The sequence below is a fragment of the Gracilibacillus salinarum genome, from assembly GCF_022919575.1.
Lineage (GTDB): Bacteria > Bacillota > Bacilli > Bacillales > Amphibacillaceae > Gracilibacillus > Gracilibacillus salinarum.
In genome coordinates this window covers 4,187,109-4,208,387 of sequence record NZ_CP095071.1, presented here as the reverse complement: position 1 = coordinate 4,208,387, position 21,279 = coordinate 4,187,109, and the positions used below count along the sequence as shown (strand labels likewise).

17 protein-coding genes are annotated in these 21,279 nt (G+C 38.0%); 4 read left to right on the top strand and 13 right to left on the bottom strand.

Annotation, left to right across the window (positions count from 1 at the left end):
* Positions 1–105: 105 nt before the first annotated feature.
* The 4 genes from abc-f to MUN87_RS19730 form a co-directional block, all read right to left on the bottom strand.
* On the bottom strand, positions 106–1,956 hold the full coding sequence (gene abc-f, locus MUN87_RS19740) for a ribosomal protection-like ABC-F family protein (protein WP_244743294.1): 1,851 nt from the start codon (positions 1,954–1,956) through the stop codon (positions 106–108).
* A 1,017-nt stretch (positions 1,957–2,973) separates the two neighbouring features.
* The gene (locus tag MUN87_RS22385) at positions 2,974–3,090 is read right to left on the bottom strand and encodes an RAxF-45 family protein (protein WP_305037411.1); all 117 of its coding nucleotides are present in this window, start codon (positions 3,088–3,090) and stop codon (positions 2,974–2,976) included.
* 67 nt (positions 3,091–3,157) lie between these two features.
* Positions 3,158–5,074 (bottom strand): BglG family transcription antiterminator, encoded by a 1,917-nt coding sequence (locus MUN87_RS19735; protein ID WP_244743292.1) that lies wholly within the window; start codon positions 5,072–5,074, stop codon positions 3,158–3,160.
* A 782-nt stretch (positions 5,075–5,856) separates the two neighbouring features.
* Positions 5,857–7,077, bottom strand: coding sequence for a molybdopterin-dependent oxidoreductase (locus MUN87_RS19730; RefSeq protein WP_244743290.1), 1,221 nt, complete (start codon positions 7,075–7,077; stop codon positions 5,857–5,859).
* Between the two features lie 591 nt (positions 7,078–7,668).
* On the opposite strand from MUN87_RS19730, the gene MUN87_RS19725 reads away from it, so the two are divergent.
* Positions 7,669–7,872: a hypothetical protein gene (locus MUN87_RS19725; RefSeq protein WP_244743288.1), complete on the top strand. Its 204-nt coding sequence runs from the start codon at positions 7,669–7,671 to the stop codon at positions 7,870–7,872.
* Between the two features lie 305 nt (positions 7,873–8,177).
* On the opposite strand, the gene MUN87_RS19720 is transcribed toward MUN87_RS19725, so the two are convergent.
* From MUN87_RS19720 to MUN87_RS19700, 5 genes are all read right to left on the bottom strand, one after another.
* A complete protein-coding gene (locus MUN87_RS19720; protein WP_244743286.1) occupies positions 8,178–9,131 on the bottom strand; it encodes an ABC transporter permease in 954 nt (317 codons plus the stop codon).
* Positions 9,124–10,182 (bottom strand): ABC transporter permease, encoded by a 1,059-nt coding sequence (locus MUN87_RS19715; protein ID WP_244743284.1) that lies wholly within the window; start codon positions 10,180–10,182, stop codon positions 9,124–9,126. Before MUN87_RS19715 ends, MUN87_RS19720 begins: the two co-directional genes overlap by 8 nt.
* Positions 10,179–11,714 carry an ABC transporter ATP-binding protein gene (locus tag MUN87_RS19710; protein ID WP_244743282.1) on the bottom strand — a complete coding sequence of 512 codons (1,536 nt, stop codon included), beginning with the start codon at positions 11,712–11,714 and terminating at the stop codon, positions 10,179–10,181. Before MUN87_RS19710 ends, MUN87_RS19715 begins: the two co-directional genes overlap by 4 nt.
* A gap of 153 nt (positions 11,715–11,867) precedes the next feature.
* The gene (locus MUN87_RS19705) at positions 11,868–12,989 is read right to left on the bottom strand and encodes a BMP family lipoprotein (RefSeq protein ID WP_244743280.1); all 1,122 of its coding nucleotides are present in this window, start codon (positions 12,987–12,989) and stop codon (positions 11,868–11,870) included.
* A 618-nt stretch (positions 12,990–13,607) separates the two neighbouring features.
* The gene (locus MUN87_RS19700; RefSeq protein ID WP_244743278.1) at positions 13,608–14,258 is read right to left on the bottom strand and encodes a YdeI/OmpD-associated family protein; all 651 of its coding nucleotides are present in this window, start codon (positions 14,256–14,258) and stop codon (positions 13,608–13,610) included.
* Between the two features lie 174 nt (positions 14,259–14,432).
* On the opposite strand from MUN87_RS19700, the gene MUN87_RS19695 reads away from it, so the two are divergent.
* The 3 genes from MUN87_RS19695 to MUN87_RS19685 are packed head-to-tail and all read left to right on the top strand — an operon-like array spanning position 14,433 to position 15,206.
* Positions 14,433–14,636, top strand: coding sequence for a helix-turn-helix transcriptional regulator (locus tag MUN87_RS19695; RefSeq protein ID WP_305037410.1), 204 nt, complete (start codon positions 14,433–14,435; stop codon positions 14,634–14,636).
* A gap of 5 nt (positions 14,637–14,641) precedes the next feature.
* Entirely contained in the window at positions 14,642–15,016 is a 375-nt protein-coding gene (locus MUN87_RS19690) for a permease (protein WP_244743274.1), read from the top strand.
* Between the two features lie 16 nt (positions 15,017–15,032).
* Entirely contained in the window at positions 15,033–15,206 is a 174-nt protein-coding gene (locus tag MUN87_RS19685) for a DUF3976 domain-containing protein (protein ID WP_244743272.1), read from the top strand.
* Positions 15,207–15,465: 259 nt separating this feature from the next.
* Here MUN87_RS19685 and MUN87_RS19680 read toward each other — a convergent pair whose 3' ends face one another.
* From MUN87_RS19680 to MUN87_RS19665, 4 genes are all read right to left on the bottom strand, one after another.
* Complete coding sequence (locus tag MUN87_RS19680; protein ID WP_244743270.1) at positions 15,466–16,575, bottom strand: GGDEF domain-containing protein; 1,110 nt, start codon at positions 16,573–16,575, stop codon at positions 15,466–15,468.
* Positions 16,576–17,213: 638 nt separating this feature from the next.
* A complete protein-coding gene (locus tag MUN87_RS19675; RefSeq protein WP_244743267.1) occupies positions 17,214–18,107 on the bottom strand; it encodes a TIGR03943 family putative permease subunit in 894 nt (297 codons plus the stop codon).
* A gap of 17 nt (positions 18,108–18,124) precedes the next feature.
* The gene (locus tag MUN87_RS19670; protein WP_244743265.1) at positions 18,125–19,132 is read right to left on the bottom strand and encodes a permease; all 1,008 of its coding nucleotides are present in this window, start codon (positions 19,130–19,132) and stop codon (positions 18,125–18,127) included.
* A 1,128-nt stretch (positions 19,133–20,260) separates the two neighbouring features.
* Positions 20,261–21,265, bottom strand: coding sequence for an ABC transporter substrate-binding protein (locus tag MUN87_RS19665; protein ID WP_244743263.1), 1,005 nt, complete (start codon positions 21,263–21,265; stop codon positions 20,261–20,263).
* Positions 21,266–21,279 lie beyond the last annotated feature (14 nt).

The window sequence follows — 21,279 nt, the reverse complement described above, 5'->3', positions numbered from 1 at the left end:
ATTGCATACACCTATTGTACACCCCTAATAATCATTTATTATTTTTACTTTTTACCGGAACTTGTGGTAAAAATAAATTATTACCACAAGTTCCCTCTCCATTTCTTATAACTGATCACATATAGCTTCCCATCTATTCTCTAATGTTTCTTTTTCCTGATAAAGCTCTTGCAACCCGGCTACGTCATTTGTTATCAACAACTCTTCTTCTAACTCCATAATTCTTTGTTCCAATGCATCTATCTCTTCTTTGCGACTCTTCTTTCCATTCTGTTTCTGATTTCTTCTTTTAGATGTTGGTGGTTGTTGTTCTATAACTGGGATTTCTTTTATTTCGTTCATTTTCTTCTTGGCCCAATTATAATCTCCTTCAAAAGCATAGAGCTGTTTAGATTCAATCCAATATATTTTGTCAAACAGCTTGTTAAGAAAGTACCTGTCATGAGACACCGCAAGTATTGTGCCTTGAAAACTACTTAATGCTTCTTCCAATACTTCTCTTGATTCAATATCTAAATGATTGGTTGGCTCATCTAAAAGTAGTACATTGATATCCTGATACATTAGCTGTGCTAATCGTAATCGCATTCGTTCCCCACCGCTTAATTGAGACACGTGACGAAAAACATCGTAGCCATAAAACATAAAACGAGCAAGAATAGCTCTTGCCTCCCCTTCTGTTACTGACACTTCTTCTCTAAAAACTTCTATCACGGTTTCCTGTCCCATTTCGACAAATATCTGCTGCGACAGATAGCCAAATTTCACGTTACTGCCAATGCTGACCTCACCATTACTAGGATCGATCTGCTTGAGAATTAGTTTAATCAAAGTTGATTTTCCTGTCCCATTTTCACCAACGATCGCGGCTCGTTCCTGATATTCAAGCAGCAAGTTTACTTGTTTCAGCACAATTCGCTCATTGTAGCACTTCGATACATCTGTCAATTTAATCACGTCTTTTCCGCTTCGATCAGACATTTCCATTGACAGTTTCATTTTGTTTGGCTGCATAACAGGCCGATTTATTATTTCCATTCGTTCTATCGCTCTCTCCATATTTCTTGCACGCCGATGCAGACTTGCATTAGGAGGATTGGCTCTGTTTGCCCAATCTCGCAAGCGTTTGATCGTTTCTTTCATCTTTTTTATTTTTTTCTGCTGTTCTTCATATGCCATGAATTCCCTTAGCAGCTTCTCTTCTTTCTCTTTAACGAATCCAGAAAAATTTGAATGGTATGTCGTTAATTCTCCTTCTTCAAGATCTATTACTTTATTCGTCACTTCATCTAAAAAATAGCGATCGTGGGAGATGATAACCACTGTTCCCTGATACGTTTGCAAAAATTGTCCGAGCCATTCTACAGCTATTAAATCTAAATGGTTAGTTGGTTCATCTAACAGCAGCATATCCGGCTGCTGCAGTAGCATTACACCTAATCCCACTTTTGTTTTTTCACCACCACTTAACTTGGAGAATGGTTGCTCCAGTAGAGTCTGAATATTTAGCCCATATGCAATCTTCTCTATATTTGAATCTATTTCGAAACCACCATTAACAGAAAACTGATCTTGCAAAACGCCATATTCAGCGATCAAGGTTTGCAGATGCTCGTTATTTTTCTCTGTCGCCATTTCGCTTTCCATTTGTTTTAACTTTTCCTCGATTTGCATTAACGAGGAAAAGGCTGTTCTTAAAACATCTTTTACAGAATTTGCATTTGTATATTCTGGTATTTGGGATAGATAGCCACTGACTAATCCCCGCTTCCAATGAATTTGCCCAGCATCAGGGGTTTCTTCTCCTGCTATCAGACGGAGCAACGTTGTCTTTCCGCTACCATTTCGCCCAACTAGGGCAACACGTTGCTTCTCTTTTATTTCTAACGATAAATTTTGAAATATGACATTCCCTCCGTACACTTTCTCTATATTATTTACACTGCATACAATCATGTTTGATTCTCCTTTTCATTAAAAAGCCGTGCATAACCAGCCCGGTCTAACTAACATAAATATAAACAATTGCCTATAATATGGATTATGTGAAGTAAAACTGTCTGACATTGTGGTAATTTTGATAGACTCTATCTGCTTAGCAAAGCTCCGGAAATAGGCTCCGCGTCCTGTGGGCACGGCTTCAGCTAACTTAGGAAAGAAAATTCTTTTCTTTCCTAAGTGGATCTTCAGCTCGTGCTGATTCCACGGGAGTCTCCGCCTATTTCCTACGCTTGAGGGAAGTGCTACAACTGATGTAACAGCAAAAAGCAGTGATTCTTGGCATTAACAATAACCATTATATAGGCATGCAATCATATGCTAGCCTTAACAAAAATTGTAGAGTCCCAATCCTAGCGCTGGCCAACAGCATAGGCTTCCTCAGTACAAGGCAGCAGAGAAGTCATTCGTGTATTAGCCTAGCTTCAGCCGTGCCCCGCAGGACCCGAAATGGTTAGCCAGAGCGGTATCCAAGCACATAGATCATTTCAAAATTATCACTATGCTAGCTAACATAATCCATATTATAATACTAGCTTCATATTCTGAATTGATTACTTCTTCTTTCTTATACTTGGCACATTCAATTTTTCACTACTTCGCGCTTCCTCATTGCTGATTTTCTCATACCATATAAAGTGAGACTTCAATCAGCGGGAGGTATTACAGACGGTTAGCGCCGTTACAAAAAAAGCCACAGGAAGAAAGATCTCCCCGTGGCTAACGTTCTCACTATGGATAGACTTAAAGTTAGACTTTGATCAGTGGGGGTGTTTGACCCCCACTGATCATTAGCGAAACTTGTCAGGGTATTAGCGTCTGTTTACTCCCACTTAGCTTCTTTGTGATACTTGAAATGGGAGTCTTACAAACGGTTAGCACCGCGACAAAAAAGGAGAGCATAAAACAGGCTCTCCTTTCTTGCTATCTTAATATGTGGGTTAAGAGATGTTCTCACTGTTTTTCATTTACTATTTAGTTGTTAAAAAAGGACATACGTATCCCGTTAACAACTGCAATCGCAAATTTCGCACGGCAAAAATAAAGGTATTCCAACCATTGTCCATGCACAAAAACAGCTTGATTTAACATCTTTTCCCCACCTCCGTTTATTTTAAGTTAACACAATTGTACTACTATTTTGACAATAAGACAAATCCTAATATAACCGATTTAGAAAGGACTGAACATCCTTGGCATCCAGTAATCGAGAAACTGCTGCAGGGCTTTCACTCAGTTGAACAATATGACTGACTGCCGTGCGATTCCATTTCTGATCATTATCAGAAATGGCCAGCATAAAGACAATCGATACACGTTCATCGCCCCATTTCATTGGCTCTTTCAGCAAAGCAACAGCTATGGCAGATTGGAGAACCTGCTTTGGATTACCGTGAGGAATTGCTACTCCTCCACCGATAGAAGTAGCGGATCTTCTCTCTCGCAAAACAGCACTGTGGCTAAACGATTTCTCGACAATACCTTTTTCATATAACACATTTCCAAGTTGTTCAATCACCTGAAAGGGGTGATCCTTGTCCATCTGCAATTGGACAAGATCCCCTCTAATTAACGAGGAGAGCCCCGTTTTTTTACTTTCTTGTTTCTTATGTTCTATAGCAGACAAAAATTGATTTAATTTTTGCTTGTCCTTTGATTCTAGCAAAGGGGTAACCTTGACATAAGGAACTTGGATGTTTGATAGATCAATGGTGGATATTACCAGATCAATGTTACCTTGATTTAAATACGTATTTAAATCGGCTTTTCCAACACAAGCGACTATTTCCATATCCTGATAATGCTGTTCAATCTTTGCTTGTAATAAATGAGACATTCCAACTCCCATGTGACAAACAATCAATGCCCTTCGTTTCTGCTCTCTGCTCGATTCAAGACGTTCAACTGATGCTTGAAAATGCAGTACTAAATAAGCTGCTTCATCTTCCGGTACTTCAAGATGATGCTTTTCTTTGATGTCTGTAAGTGCTAGCATTACCATATTAAACATATAAGGATACATTTTTTTAATTTCAGGTAAAAGCGGATTAGTAATAGGAAATCCGTACTTCAAACGGTTAATAACCGAATGAATATGGACGGTTAATCCGCTTTTCAGCATGTCATCACTGTCAAATGAAAATAGTGTAAGGTCTCTTAACCTTGTGATAAGGGATTCAATCACTTCTGACAGAAATCGATTCTCGAGTAAAGAATCGTCCCTGCTATCCCCTTTCTTTTTACTGCTTATAAGATGCCATGTGAAATATATCCTTTCATCTTCTGAAAAGGAGAGCTTAAACATATCTTCTAAATAGGAGAAAAAGGAAACTGCATAAGTATATTCACGATGCTGAATAACCGTCTCTTTTTCAATGGATGGAACCGTTACAGGCGACTTTTGCCTTGTCCGCTTCATCATGATCAACGCATGAACAAGTAAACTTTCGATGGCTCCATCCGTAAAAGCGATCGCATACTGCTGTTGTAATTCATCAAGTGCTCGCTGGACTGTCGTTATTTCATAAGGATAGAACAAATCCATCACATACGTTTTATCTGTTGTAACCGAAGATATTAGTTCGGACAAATGTGCCAGAGCACTTCTTTTGTGCAGTTCGTCTCCTTCTACTATATTGCCGACGCGCGGTTTGGAAACCAATTCTAATTGATAATCAGACAGCCAATTTGCAATACTCGCTAATTCCTTTTTGACCGTTTGCTTAGGAACAAAAAAAGCCTTCGAAAATTGCTGCAGTGTTGTCGGCCTATCATGTACCAACAGTTGATAAGCCATTTCAACCAGGCGGTCTTCGTGACTTTTCGGTTCTGCTGCTAACATTTGCTTGAATACAGCAGTCCGGTCTTCATCATTTATTTCCAGGGTAATACCTATACCTGGCTGCCGTGTAATCTTTGCACTCTGATAATCGGTCAAGGCGGATTCTATTTTCTTTAAATCATTACGCACCGTTTTCTCTGCACATTCAAGCTGATTGGCTAAATGCATAATCGTAAGCGTCTGATCATTTTGAATAAGCAGTGTCCGTAATAATTCCTTTTGTCGATCGTTCATGATTACACCTCTTTTACTGTTGCTTCAAAGTGTAGCATATTCCGCTCTAACATGCATCAGCATCCGCCCTTTTGGAAATATTTAGAATGCAATCCCGTATGGAAGATGAAACTGCATTTAACAGTTTTCTTAAGAAATCCGGCATAAACCCGACCGTTCCTAATTGACATTAATAATATACAGCTTCCTATAATATGGATTATGTCTACTATCCATTGCTAGCCGAGCATCCATATTGAGATATTTAATGTGTTGGGATACCGCTCCGTCCAACCACTCCGCGTCCTGCGGGGCACGGCTGAAGCTAACTTTGTGAAGAAAGGCACTTCACAAAGTGGATCTTCAGCGCCTGCCTGTCCCGCGGGAGTCTACGTGGTTGGCCTACGCTGATGTATAGCTCCACAATTTATGCGACAGCTAGGATATGAAGCACTATCTGCAAGATTTACACCTTAATTGATGAAATACATTGCTTAGCACCACTGCTTCTAACTGTTCCATGCGTTGTAGCACTTCCTTAAGCGTAGGAAATAGGCGGAGACTCCCGTGGAATCAGCGCGAGCTGAAGATCCACTTATGAAAGAAAAGAATTTTCTTTCATAAGTTAGCTGAAGCCGTGCCCACAGGACGCGGAGCCTATTTCCGGAGCTTTGTTAAGCACATGGAATCTATCAAAATAACCATCAAAGTTAGACAGTTTTACTTTACATAATCCATATTATAGGAACTCAATTATGATTACTGATGTGACTGCACTTATACGCTTCCTTCATTCAATCTCACTACGATTTACTCACCCAAGCGTCAGTGGAATATCCTCTTTTTTCCCAGTAGCCAACATGTTCTTCTTCTATTAGTTCAATTCGGTTCAACCATTTTACTGATTTATAAGCATACATTTCTGGCACTATCAAACGGACAGGGCCGCCGTTCTTTTTGCTAATTAACTCACCATCAATTAAAACTGCTACCATCACATCATCCATCATCGCCTGTTCTATCGTCAGTGTATCCGTATAGACGCCATCTGCTGAATAGAACTTCACAAACCTTGCTTGTTTCGTTACATTTGCGTCTTCTAACAGTTTTTTCAGAGGAATTCCTTCCCAAGTGACGTCGTATACACTCCAGCCGGTCACACAATAAAAGTTACTTACCTGTACGTCACGCTTCAATTGCAGAAATTGATCCCAATCATAAGATTGCGTATTATTTACCAAGCCGTCTATCGAAAACTGCCAATTCTCTTCTGATTGTGTTGGCATTTCGGTTACTGTGTAATACCTGAACTCCCCTCTTCTGCCTCCCCCAATTGGCGGTGCAGAATCACCCGCAGGTTGTGGATTTCGAAACTGATTTGCATCTGCCACCCTACTTTTTGGTTCAAGTTCTGGAAAATACGTTCGAAGCCATTTTAAAATACTTGGTGAAAAAACAAGCATAATTATCAAGCCTGTTATCAATTGTAAGAAAGTTCTCCGTCGATATATCGGATTATGATCTTCCACAACTAATGGCTTTTCTTCTTTTTTTACAGGTTTCACAAGTCGTTTAAACCACTTGCTTCTCGTGACACTATGATAAATTAAATAAGGCACTCCTAGCCATGTAGCCAAATCATGAATTACTAGTGCAGACGAACTGATTAACGGAGGAACGTGCCGATGATAAGTCAATACCACTCCGGACAGGATCAACGTACATAATACTGTTAAAACATAATAAAGGTTAATTCGATGATTTTTTCTTTTCCTAAGCGTTTTCAGATGTTTTTGCATCTTCGGCATATAGAATAAAATAGGCAAAAGACTAATAAATCCGATCCATACATGACTCTCCCTTACCCAGACACGAATTGCCGGAAAAACTAATCGAAAAGAAGAAGAGAACAATAGAAAACCAGTGATAGCTAAAACCGTGAAGATAATTGCATTTGCATGATGAAGCCTTACTAACCGTTGTCCAACATTCAGCTTTTTTGTAAAAATTAATCGCCAATTCATCTCTATCTTCCTCCATCTTAAATAAGTAATGAAATCGCAAAGAAACTTCCTTCAGAATTAATGCCGAAATGTTTTTGTTGTGTGACATCTTCTTTTACGTTTTTCCCTTTATTCTATCATGTTGCCCTAACAGAAAACACATATATTACTTGACTTGCAAACCTTTTCCCTATCTTCTCCCCCCATATTAGCGTCAATTTCCAGATTATCACTGTTCATGTTATCTGCCGGATCCTTATCTCCACTACAAACCGCTCACACCAATGGACTTGCTACATTTAGTTCTTCTTTCCTTTGTGATTGTCTCAAACGTTCAATAGATCTCGCATCTTTATAAAATGAGACATCTATCAGCGGATTATTACGGATGGTTAGCGCCGTGATAATCAAAATACTGTCATAAGATCTTACATAGTAATTGTTACTTTTCACAATATAGCCTATTATTAAAATCAACAAACACACACTAATCCGTTAAATAAGATTAAGAATCTTTTACAATATCATTACGATAGTTAACAAAAAAGGTGTTGATACCGTTTTCATTTTGTGGTAAGATACTAATACAAAGTTCAAAATGGAGGTTCAGAGATGAATTTTTACGAAAAATTGCCAGATGATGTATTAATTCAATTTTATGAAGAACTGAACAAATCGATCGAACTCGGCCACGTCACTAAGTCATCTTATTATGAGCTTGGACTAATAATTTCTGTATTAAATAGTAGAAATATTAATACAGAGCAACCAGTTTCAGAACTTGCTAATGATAGAATCTCATTTGTCATTGCTTGATTACATTACAACTACTTTGTCATTTTACATAATACAATGAAGGACAGTTCTGTATAGGAGACTGTCTTTTTTGCTTGTAACTATTAATAGATCCACTTTTTGTTTTATTATATGATGTGCGCTTTGATTTTTTTCGATCTTATCCACAAGATCATTTCTTATGATATGGACACTTGATCGCACATGAATCATTTCATAATGTCTATTTGGACATAATCCAGATTTGCTTCCACGCTAACATTCTATATTTTCAAAATAAATAAAAAAACAGACTTGAAACTGTACAAGTCTGTTTTTAATCTTTTTTATCTGCTTCCTTTTATATATGGGACACCATTAGCTCGTGGTGCATCGGCTCTGCCAATAAACCCTGCCAGAGCTAATATCGTTAATAAATATGGTGCAATCAACAATATGATTTGTGGTATATTTTCCAACACGGGGACTCCAGCGCTCACTACACTTAAACTTTGCGCAAGTCCAAAGAACAGCGCAGCCCCCATTGCACCTAGTGGATGCCATTTTCCAAAGATAACAGCAGCCAGTGACATAAACCCTTGCCCAACAATTGTTGAGTGAGAGAAGTTAGAAGCGATGGTCAAGGCAAAAACTGATCCACCTAATCCGCCTAATGCCCCTGAAAGCAACACTGCAATATAACGCATTCTTTCTACTTTAATTCCATTCGTATCAGCCGCCATTGGGTGCTCGCCGACTGCGCGCAAACGTAAACCGAATGGCGTTTGATATAACACATACCAGGCTACAAAAGCGAGAATAATTGCTAAATAGGATGTGACATACACCCCTTCGAAAAAGAGGGTTCCGATCAACGGAATATTCGAAAGCACTGGGATATCTGTTGTATAGAAAGGCTGATTAACCATATCTGTCTGGCCTTTATCATACCAAACCTTTGTTAGATAAACACCAATACCGAGTGCTAACATGTTAATCGCAACACCACTTACAACCTGATTAGCATAGAACGTAATCGACGCAACAGCATGAATAAGTGAAAAAAGTGCACCAATCACAGTAGCGGCGATAAGCGACACCCACGGCGTCCAGACCCCGAATACATCGGCAAATGTCAGATTAAAGACAATGCCGACAAATGCTCCCATCACCATGAGTCCTTCTAATCCAATATTTACGACACCAGACCGTTCGCTAAACACTCCTCCTAATGCTGTTAAGATGAGAGGTGCTGAATAGAAAAGAACAGTTGGAATAATTGATTGTAAGATATCAAACATCTATATTCCCTCCTTTTTTGAAGCGAAGTAAAGCCCAGCGAATGATATAACTGGATGCGACAAAGAAAATAATCAATGCGATAATAATATCTACGAGTTCTGTCGGAACACCAGCTGCTGTAGGCATTTCCCCAGCACCTTCTTTTAAAGCACCAAACAAAATGGCGGCTAATACGACACCAAAAGCATTGTTAGAGCCAAGCAGCGCAACAGCAATTCCATCAAAACCAAGATTTGTAAAGCCTGACATGACAGAGATTGTTCCATACGTACCAAGGCCTTCCATCGTTCCCGCAAGACCCGCGAAAGCACCACCGAGTACCATCGATAAGATAATATTTCTACTGACATTCATTCCGGCATAATTAGAAGCATGCCGATTAAAGCCGACCGCTTTTAATTCATAACCATACGTGGTGCGTTCAATAATAAACCACATAACAAAAGCTGCTGCCAAAGCAATTAAAACACCATAGTGTACCCTTGAATAAAAGGTAATACTCTGTAGCCAGGTTGATGCTAAAGAGGCTGTTGCTGCAATCGGTTCTGTTGTCGTAGCTTGGTCTGTCAGAATACTTCGGATAATTTCATTGGTCACATGTAATGCAATATAATTCATCATAATCGTAATAATAACTTCGTGAACACCAAGTTTTGCTTTTAATAAACCAGGGATGAATCCCCATAGACCACCTGCTACAGCTCCAGCTAACACCGCTAAAGGAAGATGAATAATCATCGGCGCCTCCACAGCAACGCCAACCCAAATCGAGGCTAGCCAACCGACGATAACTTGCCCTTCAGCACCGATATTAAAAAGGCCTGTTTTGAAGGCAAACGCTACTGCTAGCCCTGTTAAAATTAATGGTGTGGTTCGACGAATTGTCTCCCCTAATGTATAGCTATCACCAAATGCACCTCTCCATAAAGCCGCATATCCTTCAATCGGATTATGACCTGAGGCTAGCATAATAATCGCTCCAGCTAATAAACCTACTATAACCGATATAACTGGAACTAAAATTCCAAACAATCTATTATTCGCTGTCATTCGCTAATTACACCTGCCTTGTCCACTTGACTTCCTGCCATTAAAAGGCCAAGCTCTTGTTCATTCGTATCTTCTGGTTTCACATCAGCCACAATTTTACCATCAAACATAACGGCAATCCTGTCACTGACATTCATAATTTCATCAAGTTCAAAGGATACGAGCAGAATTGCACTCCCCTTATCACGTTCTTCAATTAATTTTCTATGGATAAATTCGATCGCACCAACGTCCAAACCTCTTGTCGGCTGGGCAGCGATTAATAATTTCGGAGAGCGGTCAACTTCTCGGCCAATAATCGCCTTTTGCTGGTTTCCGCCTGATAAAGCCCGTGCCTTCGTATAGACACTCGGTGTACGGACATCGTACTCTTCGATGATCTTCTCTGCTTTATCAAAAATTTCATTATATTTAAGCACACTGGCATTAGAATAAGGCTTCTGATAATACGTCTGTAACACAATATTCTCACCAACTGAATAGTCCAGTACAAGTCCATATTTATGACGATCCTGCGGAATATGTCCAAGCCCACTTTCGGTAATCTTTCTGGGAGATAATCTAGTAATCTCCTTGTTAGATAATGTTACCGATCCTGATCTTGTTTTCGAAAGGCCTGTTATCGCTTCAATTAATTCCGATTGACCATTTCCATCGACCCCTGCAATCCCAACAATTTCACCAGCACGCACGTCTAAATTTAACCCTTTTACCATATCTAATTTTCTTGAATCTCTTACAAACAAATCTTTTATAGCTAAAACAATATCTTTCGGCTCTGCTGTTTTTTTCTCTGTTTTAAAGCTTACTTCCCGACCAACCATCAATGAAGCGAGCTCGGTAGTGTTTGTATCTGCGACATTGACTGTGCCGATCCCTTTTCCTTTACGGATAACCGTACATCTGTCACAGACCTCCATAATTTCCTTTAATTTATGCGTAATGAGAATAATCGATTTTCCTTCTTTAATTAAGGAGCGCATAATGTCAATAAGTTCATTTATTTCCTGTGGCGTCAGTACTGCAGTTGGTTCATCAAAAATCAGCACTTCTGCACCTCGATACAACGTCTTTAAAATCTCTACACGCTGTTGCATTCCAACTGAAATATCACTAATTTTTGCATCTGGATCTACCTGTAATCCATAGCGATCGGATAATTCTTTTATTTCCTTACTTGCTTTAGCAAGATCAATCTTTCCGAATTTATTCGTAGGCTCACTGCCTAACACAATATTCTGAGTAACGGTAAATGGTTCTACTAACATAAAGTGCTGATGGACCATACCAATACCTAACCCATTAGCGATATTAGGATTAGTTATATTAACAGGTTTACCGTTGACACGGATTTCTCCTTTTTCCGGCTGATATAATCCGAATAATACATTCATCAATGTTGATTTACCGGCACCATTCTCGCCAAGCAATGCATGAATTTCCCCTTTTTGTAACTGAACAGTAATATTATCATTTGCTACAATTCCCGGGAACTCTTTTCTAATGTTCAACATCTCAATTGCATAATCCACTTGTTTCACCCCTATATATAAGTCTTTGACTATTTTGACAAGATGTAAAAATAAGCAATGAAAAAGGCTTTTATCTAAAAACCTTTTTCATTGAAAATTTTCTAATCTAACATAATAGTAGAGAAGGCTTGCAGAGCCTTCTCTATTCAAAGCTTATAATGATTCTTCGAATGCTTCGAGGTCTTCTATTGTAGAAGGAACTTCGATTTCACCGCTTAAGATTTTCTCTTTGTACTCATCTACAGCAGTAATAATTTCGCCCGTCATTGCTTCTTCGTTTGTTTTAGCAAAATCAATACCATCTTGCTCTAAACCGTACTCCAGTTTCTCTCCACCAGGAAATTCACCGTTCATACCACGATTAGCAACGTCTTGAACCGCTACATCTACACGTTTTACCATTGAAGTTAATGTTACGTTGTGGTCGCCGATTGTACCTTCATCATGCTGGTCACGGTCAACACCGATCACCCAGATTTCACGTTCAGGATCATTTTGCTTAATGTCTTTTGCTTGGTTGAATACACCGTTACCTGTTGCACCAGAAGCATGATAGATAACATCAACACCACTGTCATACATATTGGTAGCAATTAATTTACCTTTGGCAGCATCAGCGAATGATTCTGCATACTGAACATCTACTTCAATATCAGGATTCACAGATTTCACACCTGCAATAAAACCTGATTCGAATTTTTTGATTAATGGAGAATCAACCCCTCCTACAAATCCTACTTTGTTTGTAGTTGTTTTCATTGCTGCTGCAACGCCAACCAGGAATGATCCTTGGTGTTCTTTAAATGTAATACTTACCGCATTATCCGCTTCCACTGTATCATCTACTATTGCGAAATTTGTATCCGGATACTGCTCTGCCGCTTTTTGAATATCCTCTTTTAATTCAAAGCCGATACCATATACTAAATTATATTCATCACGTACAAAACGAGTTAAGTTCGGCATATAGTCTGCTTTATCAGTTGATTGTGCATAATCAAAGCCTTCCCCTTGAGATAAACCATGTTCTTCTCCCCATGCTTGAATACCTTCCCACGCAGATTGATTAAATGATTTATCATCTACCCCACCGACATCCGTAACCATCGCTACACTGTAATCAGTAGAAGTTGCATCTTCACCGCTTGTACCTTCCTCGTTACCTTCTGTTGCTGTATTGTCTTCTGCTCCATCTTCATCTGCAGTGCCACATGCAGCTAAGAACATACCTAACGTTAAAGCCAATACGAATAATAAAAATTTACGATTTTTCATCGTATTCCCTCCTATGCTGGATTAATATGTAGGAAAAAACGCCTGTAATAAAAGGCTTTCCAACTTGTCCTTTCGAGTTAACAAATCTCAGTAATACACAAATATTTAATTATTAAGACCTATTAAACAACCTAATTATATCCATAAAATTATGTTTATCGAGATAGTTTCGAAAGTCAGACTTAATATTACCACTATTAACTAAATTTATAAATACTATTGTTAAAAAATATTTCAATAAATTAATATTTTTGTAACAAAAACGAAACATCTCCAAGTCTTTCTGGAGAGTTCTTTTACAAAAATTTTATTATTGTTAGTTTTTTATTCATTATCAGAGATAATAATCAGAATTTTGTGAAATTTGTTAAAGTGAGGGTATTGCGGATGGGTAGAAACATGATAAAGTTGAATCTGCCAATAAAAAAAACCATTTCGGAATCCAGACTAAGAGGTAAAGTTTCACTAGCAATCAGTGGGGGTTATCGTCCGTTTATCCCCCACTTAGCTTCTTATTTATCTCTCTAATCTTGAAGTGGGAGCCTTACAGACGGTTAGCACCGTGATAAAATGTAACATGTTTTCCTTCTTTTTCATTTATGAACGTGAACATGTACATTATTTCTTACTCTGACGGAACAACTCCATCGATTTATAGCCTTGTTTTAGAATATCGATCATTTGCTGCTGACGTTTTTCTTTTGTTTTTTGCTGTTTTGCCGAATAAATATAACGTGCCCAATCTCGTTGATAACCTGGTGTTAAATGAAGGTAAAAATCCAATTGCTCAGGATAGCCTGCTAAAAATTGTTCAACATCTTTTATATTACCTTGATAATCTTCTACCTTTTGACTAGCTGCCCGTGTCTTTTTCACTTTTTTTGGCTCCCGCTTTATCCCTACGACCGTAAAGACCTCATCCATACTCACCATCCGGGAAAATTTCAGATCACTTCCTTCTATGTATCCATCTTCACCAACACGTAGAGCAGGAAAAATTTGATCTCTGTGAACATATGTCTGATATCGTTTGTTTCCTTTTTTCGGGTAAGCGAAATATAAATATCCTTTATCATCCAAAGATTGCTGCTGTATAATCTGCTTTACGCTCGTCATCATTTCTTCGATCGTTTCTACGAAGATAAAAATAGCATCATGTTGATCGGACAGATCTTTTTTATATTGATTAAATAGATCATAATCGTTTGGCTGATTTAATACGACAAGATTTTTGTATTTACTCAAATTTAGCTTGATTATAATTGACATGATTTTCTCCTTTTTACCATTTGTTTATTATCGTTAGTATACAGCTGAATGATGTTTTTATAAACAAGACATTTTCCTTAAGAAATTTGCTATTACCCCCTTTATGTAAAGGTAACTTGACGTAAAGCTACCTTTACATTTATAATGATATTAACGAACAAGGAAGTGATGGGATTGAAAAACAAGTTGAAAGAAATTCGAAATACGCATCAATATTCTCAAGATTATTTAGCTAACGCGCTAGGTGTATCCAGGCAGACCATTATCTCTATCGAAAAAGGAAAATACAATCCTTCTCTTCCCCTAGCCATGCAAATAGCAAGGATTTTTAATGTTTATGTGGAAGAAATTTTTTTACTCGAAGATTCAGAGGAGTGATCAAGTTGTATAATCGTTTAGCATATTTCATACTCGGATGTTTGTTCACTGTGCTTGCCTTACTCATGTTAGCAACTGCGATAATCGTCCAACAAGCACCATTAGCAATTACGTATACATTTTTATCATTATCGATTATGTCTTTTTGTCTATATTATCTTTTTCCGCATTTTGTAAAAAAGGATGAGAGAGTAAAAATAATTAAGCAAAAGGGTGCCTATTTCTCGATCTTTGCCTTTTTACTTTATGTCATGATTTTCTCACTGCTACTGCAAACGAATCTGTTACAACTTTCTGCATCCTATTTGATAGCTATTCTTGCTTCACTTATGATAAGTACGATTTTTATTTCCTTTTGTATTTTCGCAAAGCTGTATTAGAAAAGGAGAAGTGTATATGCAAAGCTTTTTATTCATCATTATGTTCATCATTGGTTACATCGTCTTGTTCTTGTTTGTCCGGAATGATGTTGATGAGGAGAAAAAACTGACAAGGAAAGGTTTTATCAAACTTATTACAGGCATCACCGTTATATTCGTTTCAACAGCTGTAATAGTAGCAGCAACTTGATCCATAACTACTTATGTATATTAAGCTGCCAATAAAACGGATTACAGCATACGTACTGCCGTGCCCCGCAGGAGTGGTTGACCGGAGCGATCTTCTAACACTTGAATAATAAGTAAACACTAAGCAGCTCACTGACATAATCGGTCAACCCCTATTCTAAGCGCCTTCTGCAATTCAACAAGTAATTATATACTTATATTGTTAAACAGGCCGACATTATACTTCTCAGCCTGTTAACTCTTCCATTTCTATTTGCAAATCACACAGATTTCGCCGTTTTTTTATCCTGATACATCTTTTCATCCACTAATGTATACAACTCATCTACTGTCATTTGAGTGGAAAACTTTTGATAGCCGTAGCTATACCTTAAATTTTGAATAAATCTATCGGGATTCTTTGCTAATAGATGATCGATTTCTTTCATACATTTCTTGATATCTCGATCGTGTGCTTCTAGGACAACAATAAATTCGTCCCCTCCCAATCTGGAGACGAGGGCGTTGGTATGAAACACTTTCTTCAAAACCTCAGCAAAAGAAACCAGTACCTGATCACCTTTGTCATGGCCAAAATGATCATTGATCTCTTTGAAATCATTTAGATCCATTAACAAAACACCAAATGGTTTACCTGCTTCTACCAGGTGTTGTAAATAAATTTCATAACTTTGTCTATTATAGAGTTTGGTTAAATAATCTTCTTCCGTTGAATTGGTTTCCAGAAAAATATAGGCTACTAATATTCCTAGTACAATAGAGGTCCAAGAAAAATATAACTTGGAATCAAATAGCTGGATAATCATCCCTATGATCGGAAGCATGAAGAATACGAGGAAAATATTCATGACGTACTTTTGAGTTCGCTTCTGGTTGATGATCACAAAGACAAACATATACACATACAAACTTGCCAGTATTAAATAATGCACCCATTTTAAATCACCGCTATGAAAACTGTTTTCATCAGGACTGATATAGAAATAAACGGGATAAAAGAGATTGATAAGTAATACAATAAACGTCAGCACACTCAAATCCTGATAAAACCGCCGCTTATAGAGACGGCCAGGTTCTTTATAAAGATGATAGTCGACGTAGGAAAGAATAATTCCTCCTATCACGGGACCAATCATAAACAACATAAAGTTTGTTGCATATTCCAGAAAATACGCGCCAACAAATTGCATACCATCAAAAATCCATGTTAATGGTTCAACTATAATCGCAAATGCAGATGCTACCATTAACACTTTTAGAATTTTCTTACTGAAACTCTTAACCTTAGATTTCATTTTAATAATGACATAGAGTACGATTAGAATCATGATAGCAAAAACATTAATTTGAAATTGCACCAAATAATCCATATAGGTGACCCCTTCATATTTTTTGATCATCAGCGAATGATCTTGTCATCATTATATACGGCTTTCGGTAAAGAGTCAAAAGACCTATCTTTTGTTAAATTATCTGAAAATATCATTATATAATAAAAAAACACTGAATAGAAGTCACATTTTAAGGCAAGAAAAACCAGGCATAACCCGCCCGATTTTTTTTAAATACGATTGGAAAGCATAAAAGTACAGTCATAGCACTTTATAGCTGGCTATGATATTAGTTGTAGAGCTATACTTTAGCGTAGGCCAACCACTGCGATTCCCGCGGGAGCATGCAGGTGCTGAATATCCACACCGTCTGCATCTGTGCCTTCTAGTAAAGCTTTTAAGGAGGCTTCCTCGGTGCAAGGCAACAAAGAGGTATTTCGGGAAGTAGCTTAGCTTCAGCCGTGCCCCTTAGTACGCGAAGTGGTTGGTCGGATTGATATTGCAGCACATTATATATTTCAATATAAATGTTTGTCTAGCAATGGCTAGTTAACAAAATCTATATTATAAGAATCTAGCAATTATGTTTAACATGTTTACTTCTATGACTGTACTTATATACTTCTGGTTATGAAACAGATGAGCGTGCACCTTTTTCATTGAAGCTTTTCGCCAATTCACATTAATTTTATAACGACTGGGTACACATAAGGCAGTTCCGGCTGCTGAATCTCTTCCCAGCCTGTCACTTTTATTGCCGGTAAGGATATCCCATTGTAGTCCTGCAGATAAATAGTACCTGTAACACTAATCCAGGTATCTTCAGCTATAGACTCCGCTCCTTCCAATGTCGACAGGAATCCAATTAAGCTGGAGTCTGCCACACAATGAGTGATTAAGTATCTGCCTATCACCACTTGATTGGCATCAAACCCATCTTCTTTATATACAAAACCTTTTATAGAGATTTCCTTCCCTACATACTTTTCCGGTTCGGCATTTATCATTTCATAATAAGTAGAATAAGCTTGATCAGTCATCTTTATCGATGACGCATCAGCTAATGAACCTTTCATTTGCTCATATTCATCCTTCTTCATTCCATTGGAGTTCAGATTAGGATCAGGCTGATTGTAATCTTGCTGGCTACCTGAGGCATTACCATTATTTGTTGTCGTACTCTCTTCCCTATTGGCATTATTCGTAAGTGAAAGCATCACACCTTTTTTTTCTGCAATCGACGCATCTAAGGTTGATAGTGGTAGCACAAGTCCTGTAATTATTGGCAATAGAATAATAGAATAAGAAGTCAATTTTCTAACATTAATGGTACCATACCCATGATCATGATGGTGATCACAGTCATGTTCATGGCTTTCGTTTTGCTTCGTTTTCCAAATACGGTGGATCTGAAATCCAAATAAAACCAGCAAAATAAAAACACCGATCTTACTGATTGCTTCATACTTCGGATTAATTAACAATAAGACTTGATCCGAATAATGAAGATTAGTAATGAATAAGGCAAACAGTAATAAAATCATAGCCCTAACAGCTTGTTGAACATTCATAGCTTCATCTCCCTCCTTTAATACAATCCACTAAGTAAAAGCATGGTAAGGAACACGGTAAACGTAACAATTCCTAAAAAAATGAAAACAAATCTTGCTTTAAAAGTACTTAACAACATAAACGTATTTTTCAGATCGATCATTGGACCATAAATGAGAAACGCCAAAATAGCAGAGGTTGGAAATAAATTACGAAAGGAAGCCCCAATAAAAGCATCTGCTTCTGAACAGAGAGAAAGAAAATAAGCAAGGCCCATCATGACAGCGGTAGAAGAAATGGCCTGTCCATCACCTAATGCTACTAGCGCTTCTGATGATATGTATGTTTGGACAAAAGCTGCTACCAATGCACCCATGATTAGATATTTACCCATATCAAAAAATTCGTCGACAGCGTGCAGAAAGACATTAGTACATTTCTCAATGATAGATGTTGATGTTTTTTCTACATGATGTGAACAACCAGCATTATGTGTGCTTGTCTGTTTCAATTGATTCGATTTGAACAACACACTAATAACCGTAGCGATCACGATCGCAATGACAAATCCTATCATCATTCTGGAAATGGCTATATTAAGATCATTTCCGAATGCCATAAAAGTAGATAAAATTACAATCGGGTTAATAAGCGGTCCGGTTAACAGGAACCCTATCCCCGCATAAATAGGTACTCCTTTCGTTATCAATCGTCTGACAATGGGAACAATGCCGCACTCACACGCTGGAAAACACGCACCTACGACACAACTCATAACGATAGCCAAAAATTTATTCTTTGGTATTAACCGCTTGATATAATCTTCAGTTATAAATATTTGAATCCCACCAGCAATCAAGACACCAATCAGGACAAAAGGTAAGGCTTCAATTAAAATACTTAAAAAAATAGTATTTAAATTATAGATAGAATCTGGTAACGTAAATACCCCTTTAAACGTACTGCTTATCTGCAAAATACACACACAACATCCAAATAAAAAAAGTCCAGTTACATCTGTGATAGTATTTCGAAAACTGCCCATTTCAGCATTCCTCCCGCTTATTACATTTTCTTGTTATCCAACAAACCAAAATCATTACGATTTAAAGTTATTACTAGTCTATGAAAAATAGATTTACTTATGCTATTTTATTGGAAAATACGAAAACTACTTCAAATAAAGTGAGACTTTGTTAAGTGGGGATTTTTGAACCCTATGATCATTAGCGAAACTTATCAGGGTGTTATACGGTTAATGTTAAGCGAGACTGTATGTTGTTGTGGTAATTTTGAAAGGTTTTATTCACTTAGCAATGTCCCGGAAGTACGGCGCAGAACACTAAATAAGCATAACCGCCCCCCGGTCCTAATTGACTTCATTAATAAAAAACTTCCTATAATATGGATTATGTTAACTAAGGCTTTATTGCCAAATAGTCATTTTGATATAGATTATCTGCTTAGCAAAGCTCCGGAAATAGGCTCCGCGTCCTGTGGGCACGACTTCAGCTAACTTATGAAAGAAAATTCTTTTCTTTCATAAGTGGATCTTCAGCTCGCGCTGATTCCACGGGAGTCTCCGCCTATTTCCTACGCTAATGGGAAGTACTACAACGATTGGAACAGCTAGAAGCAGTGGTGCTTAGCAATGTATTTCATCAATTAAGGTTTAAATCTTGCAGTTAGTGCTTCATATCCTAACTGTCGCATAAATTGTGGAGCTATACATCAGCGGAGGCCAACAACGGAGACTCACGCGGGATTGTGCAGGTGCTGGAGATCCACTTTGTGAAGCGTTCTTCTTCACAAAGTTAGCTCCAGCCGTGCCCCGCAGGACGCGGAGTGGTTGGACGGAGCGGTATCATACCACACATAATTTTTCAAAATGACCACTAAGCTGCTAGTTAACATAATCCATATTATAGGAACTCAGCTTCATGTTCAAAGTGATTACTGCTGTGACTGTACTTTTCTTTCTTTACTGATAAGAAAAACCGCGTGTAGCACGACATCTCATCTAAGATATGCGTGTTACATGCGGCTTATGCTTGACTATAATGTGAGACTTTGATCAGGGTGTTAGCGTCTGTTTACTTCAAATTTAGTACTTTGTGATACTCGAAGCTTGAAGTGGGAGTCTTACAGACGGTTAGCTAAGCTTTCGTACTTTTTATTCTGGCAAAAATTCAGTGGTGAAAATATCATTGGCATCAAATTTTTCGTCCAATAATTCTAACTCATATAATTGGTCAATTAAAGTAGACCAGCGCTCCTCTGTCATATAGCCAACACCATGTTCTGCTGCGTCTCTGCCAAAGACAAATTCTTCTTGTGATTCCTGTTCGAATTGTAACGCCTCTAATGAGAGATCTTGCGTCTCTTTGTGAATGACTTCTGTAATCTCATCCGGCGATTCTTTATAATAGTTCCATCCCTCCACGAATGAGGTTACCATTCGTTGGACAATCTCTTTATTTTCCTCCAGGTAATCCTTTGTAACAAACAAAACAATATTATACGGATCATACCCGGAATCGGAGATCAGCTTTGTTTCGGTTTCGATCCCTTCTTGCTTTAAGAAAAATGGTTCCGAAGTGACAAATGCCTGACTGACAGAATCCGGATCACTGATGAAATTAGCATGTTGACCAGAATATGCTAGCTCTTCTACTTCATTTAAATCATAATTATTTTGTAAGTAATCCCAGTAAACGATACCTGGCTGAATAAATACTTTCTTTCCATTCATTTCGCTGAAGTCTTCTATTCCTTTCCCTTCATGAAACATCAGTGCTTGAGGACTTCCTTGCATGGTAGCAGCAACAGCCACTAATTCTATCCCTTCATTTCTAGCTGTCACAAGCTGATCAGCATGTACTAACCCAAATTCAGCACTTCCTGAAGAAACCAGCTGTATCGGCGAGACTTGAGCACCTCCGGGTTCAATGGCGACATCCAGATCGTTCTCAGCAAAAATCCCTTGATCTTCTGCTGCATATATTCCACCGTGCTGTGCTTTCGCAAACCAGTTCAGGATAAGCTTGACTGAAGCTGTTTCTCCTTCACCTGATGCAGACTTACTAGAACCTTCTTGGCTGCATGCCATTAATAAAAACATTGTCAGTGCACAAACTAATAAACCAAATCCGTTTAACTTTTTTCTCTTATCCCCCATACGATCGCTCCTTC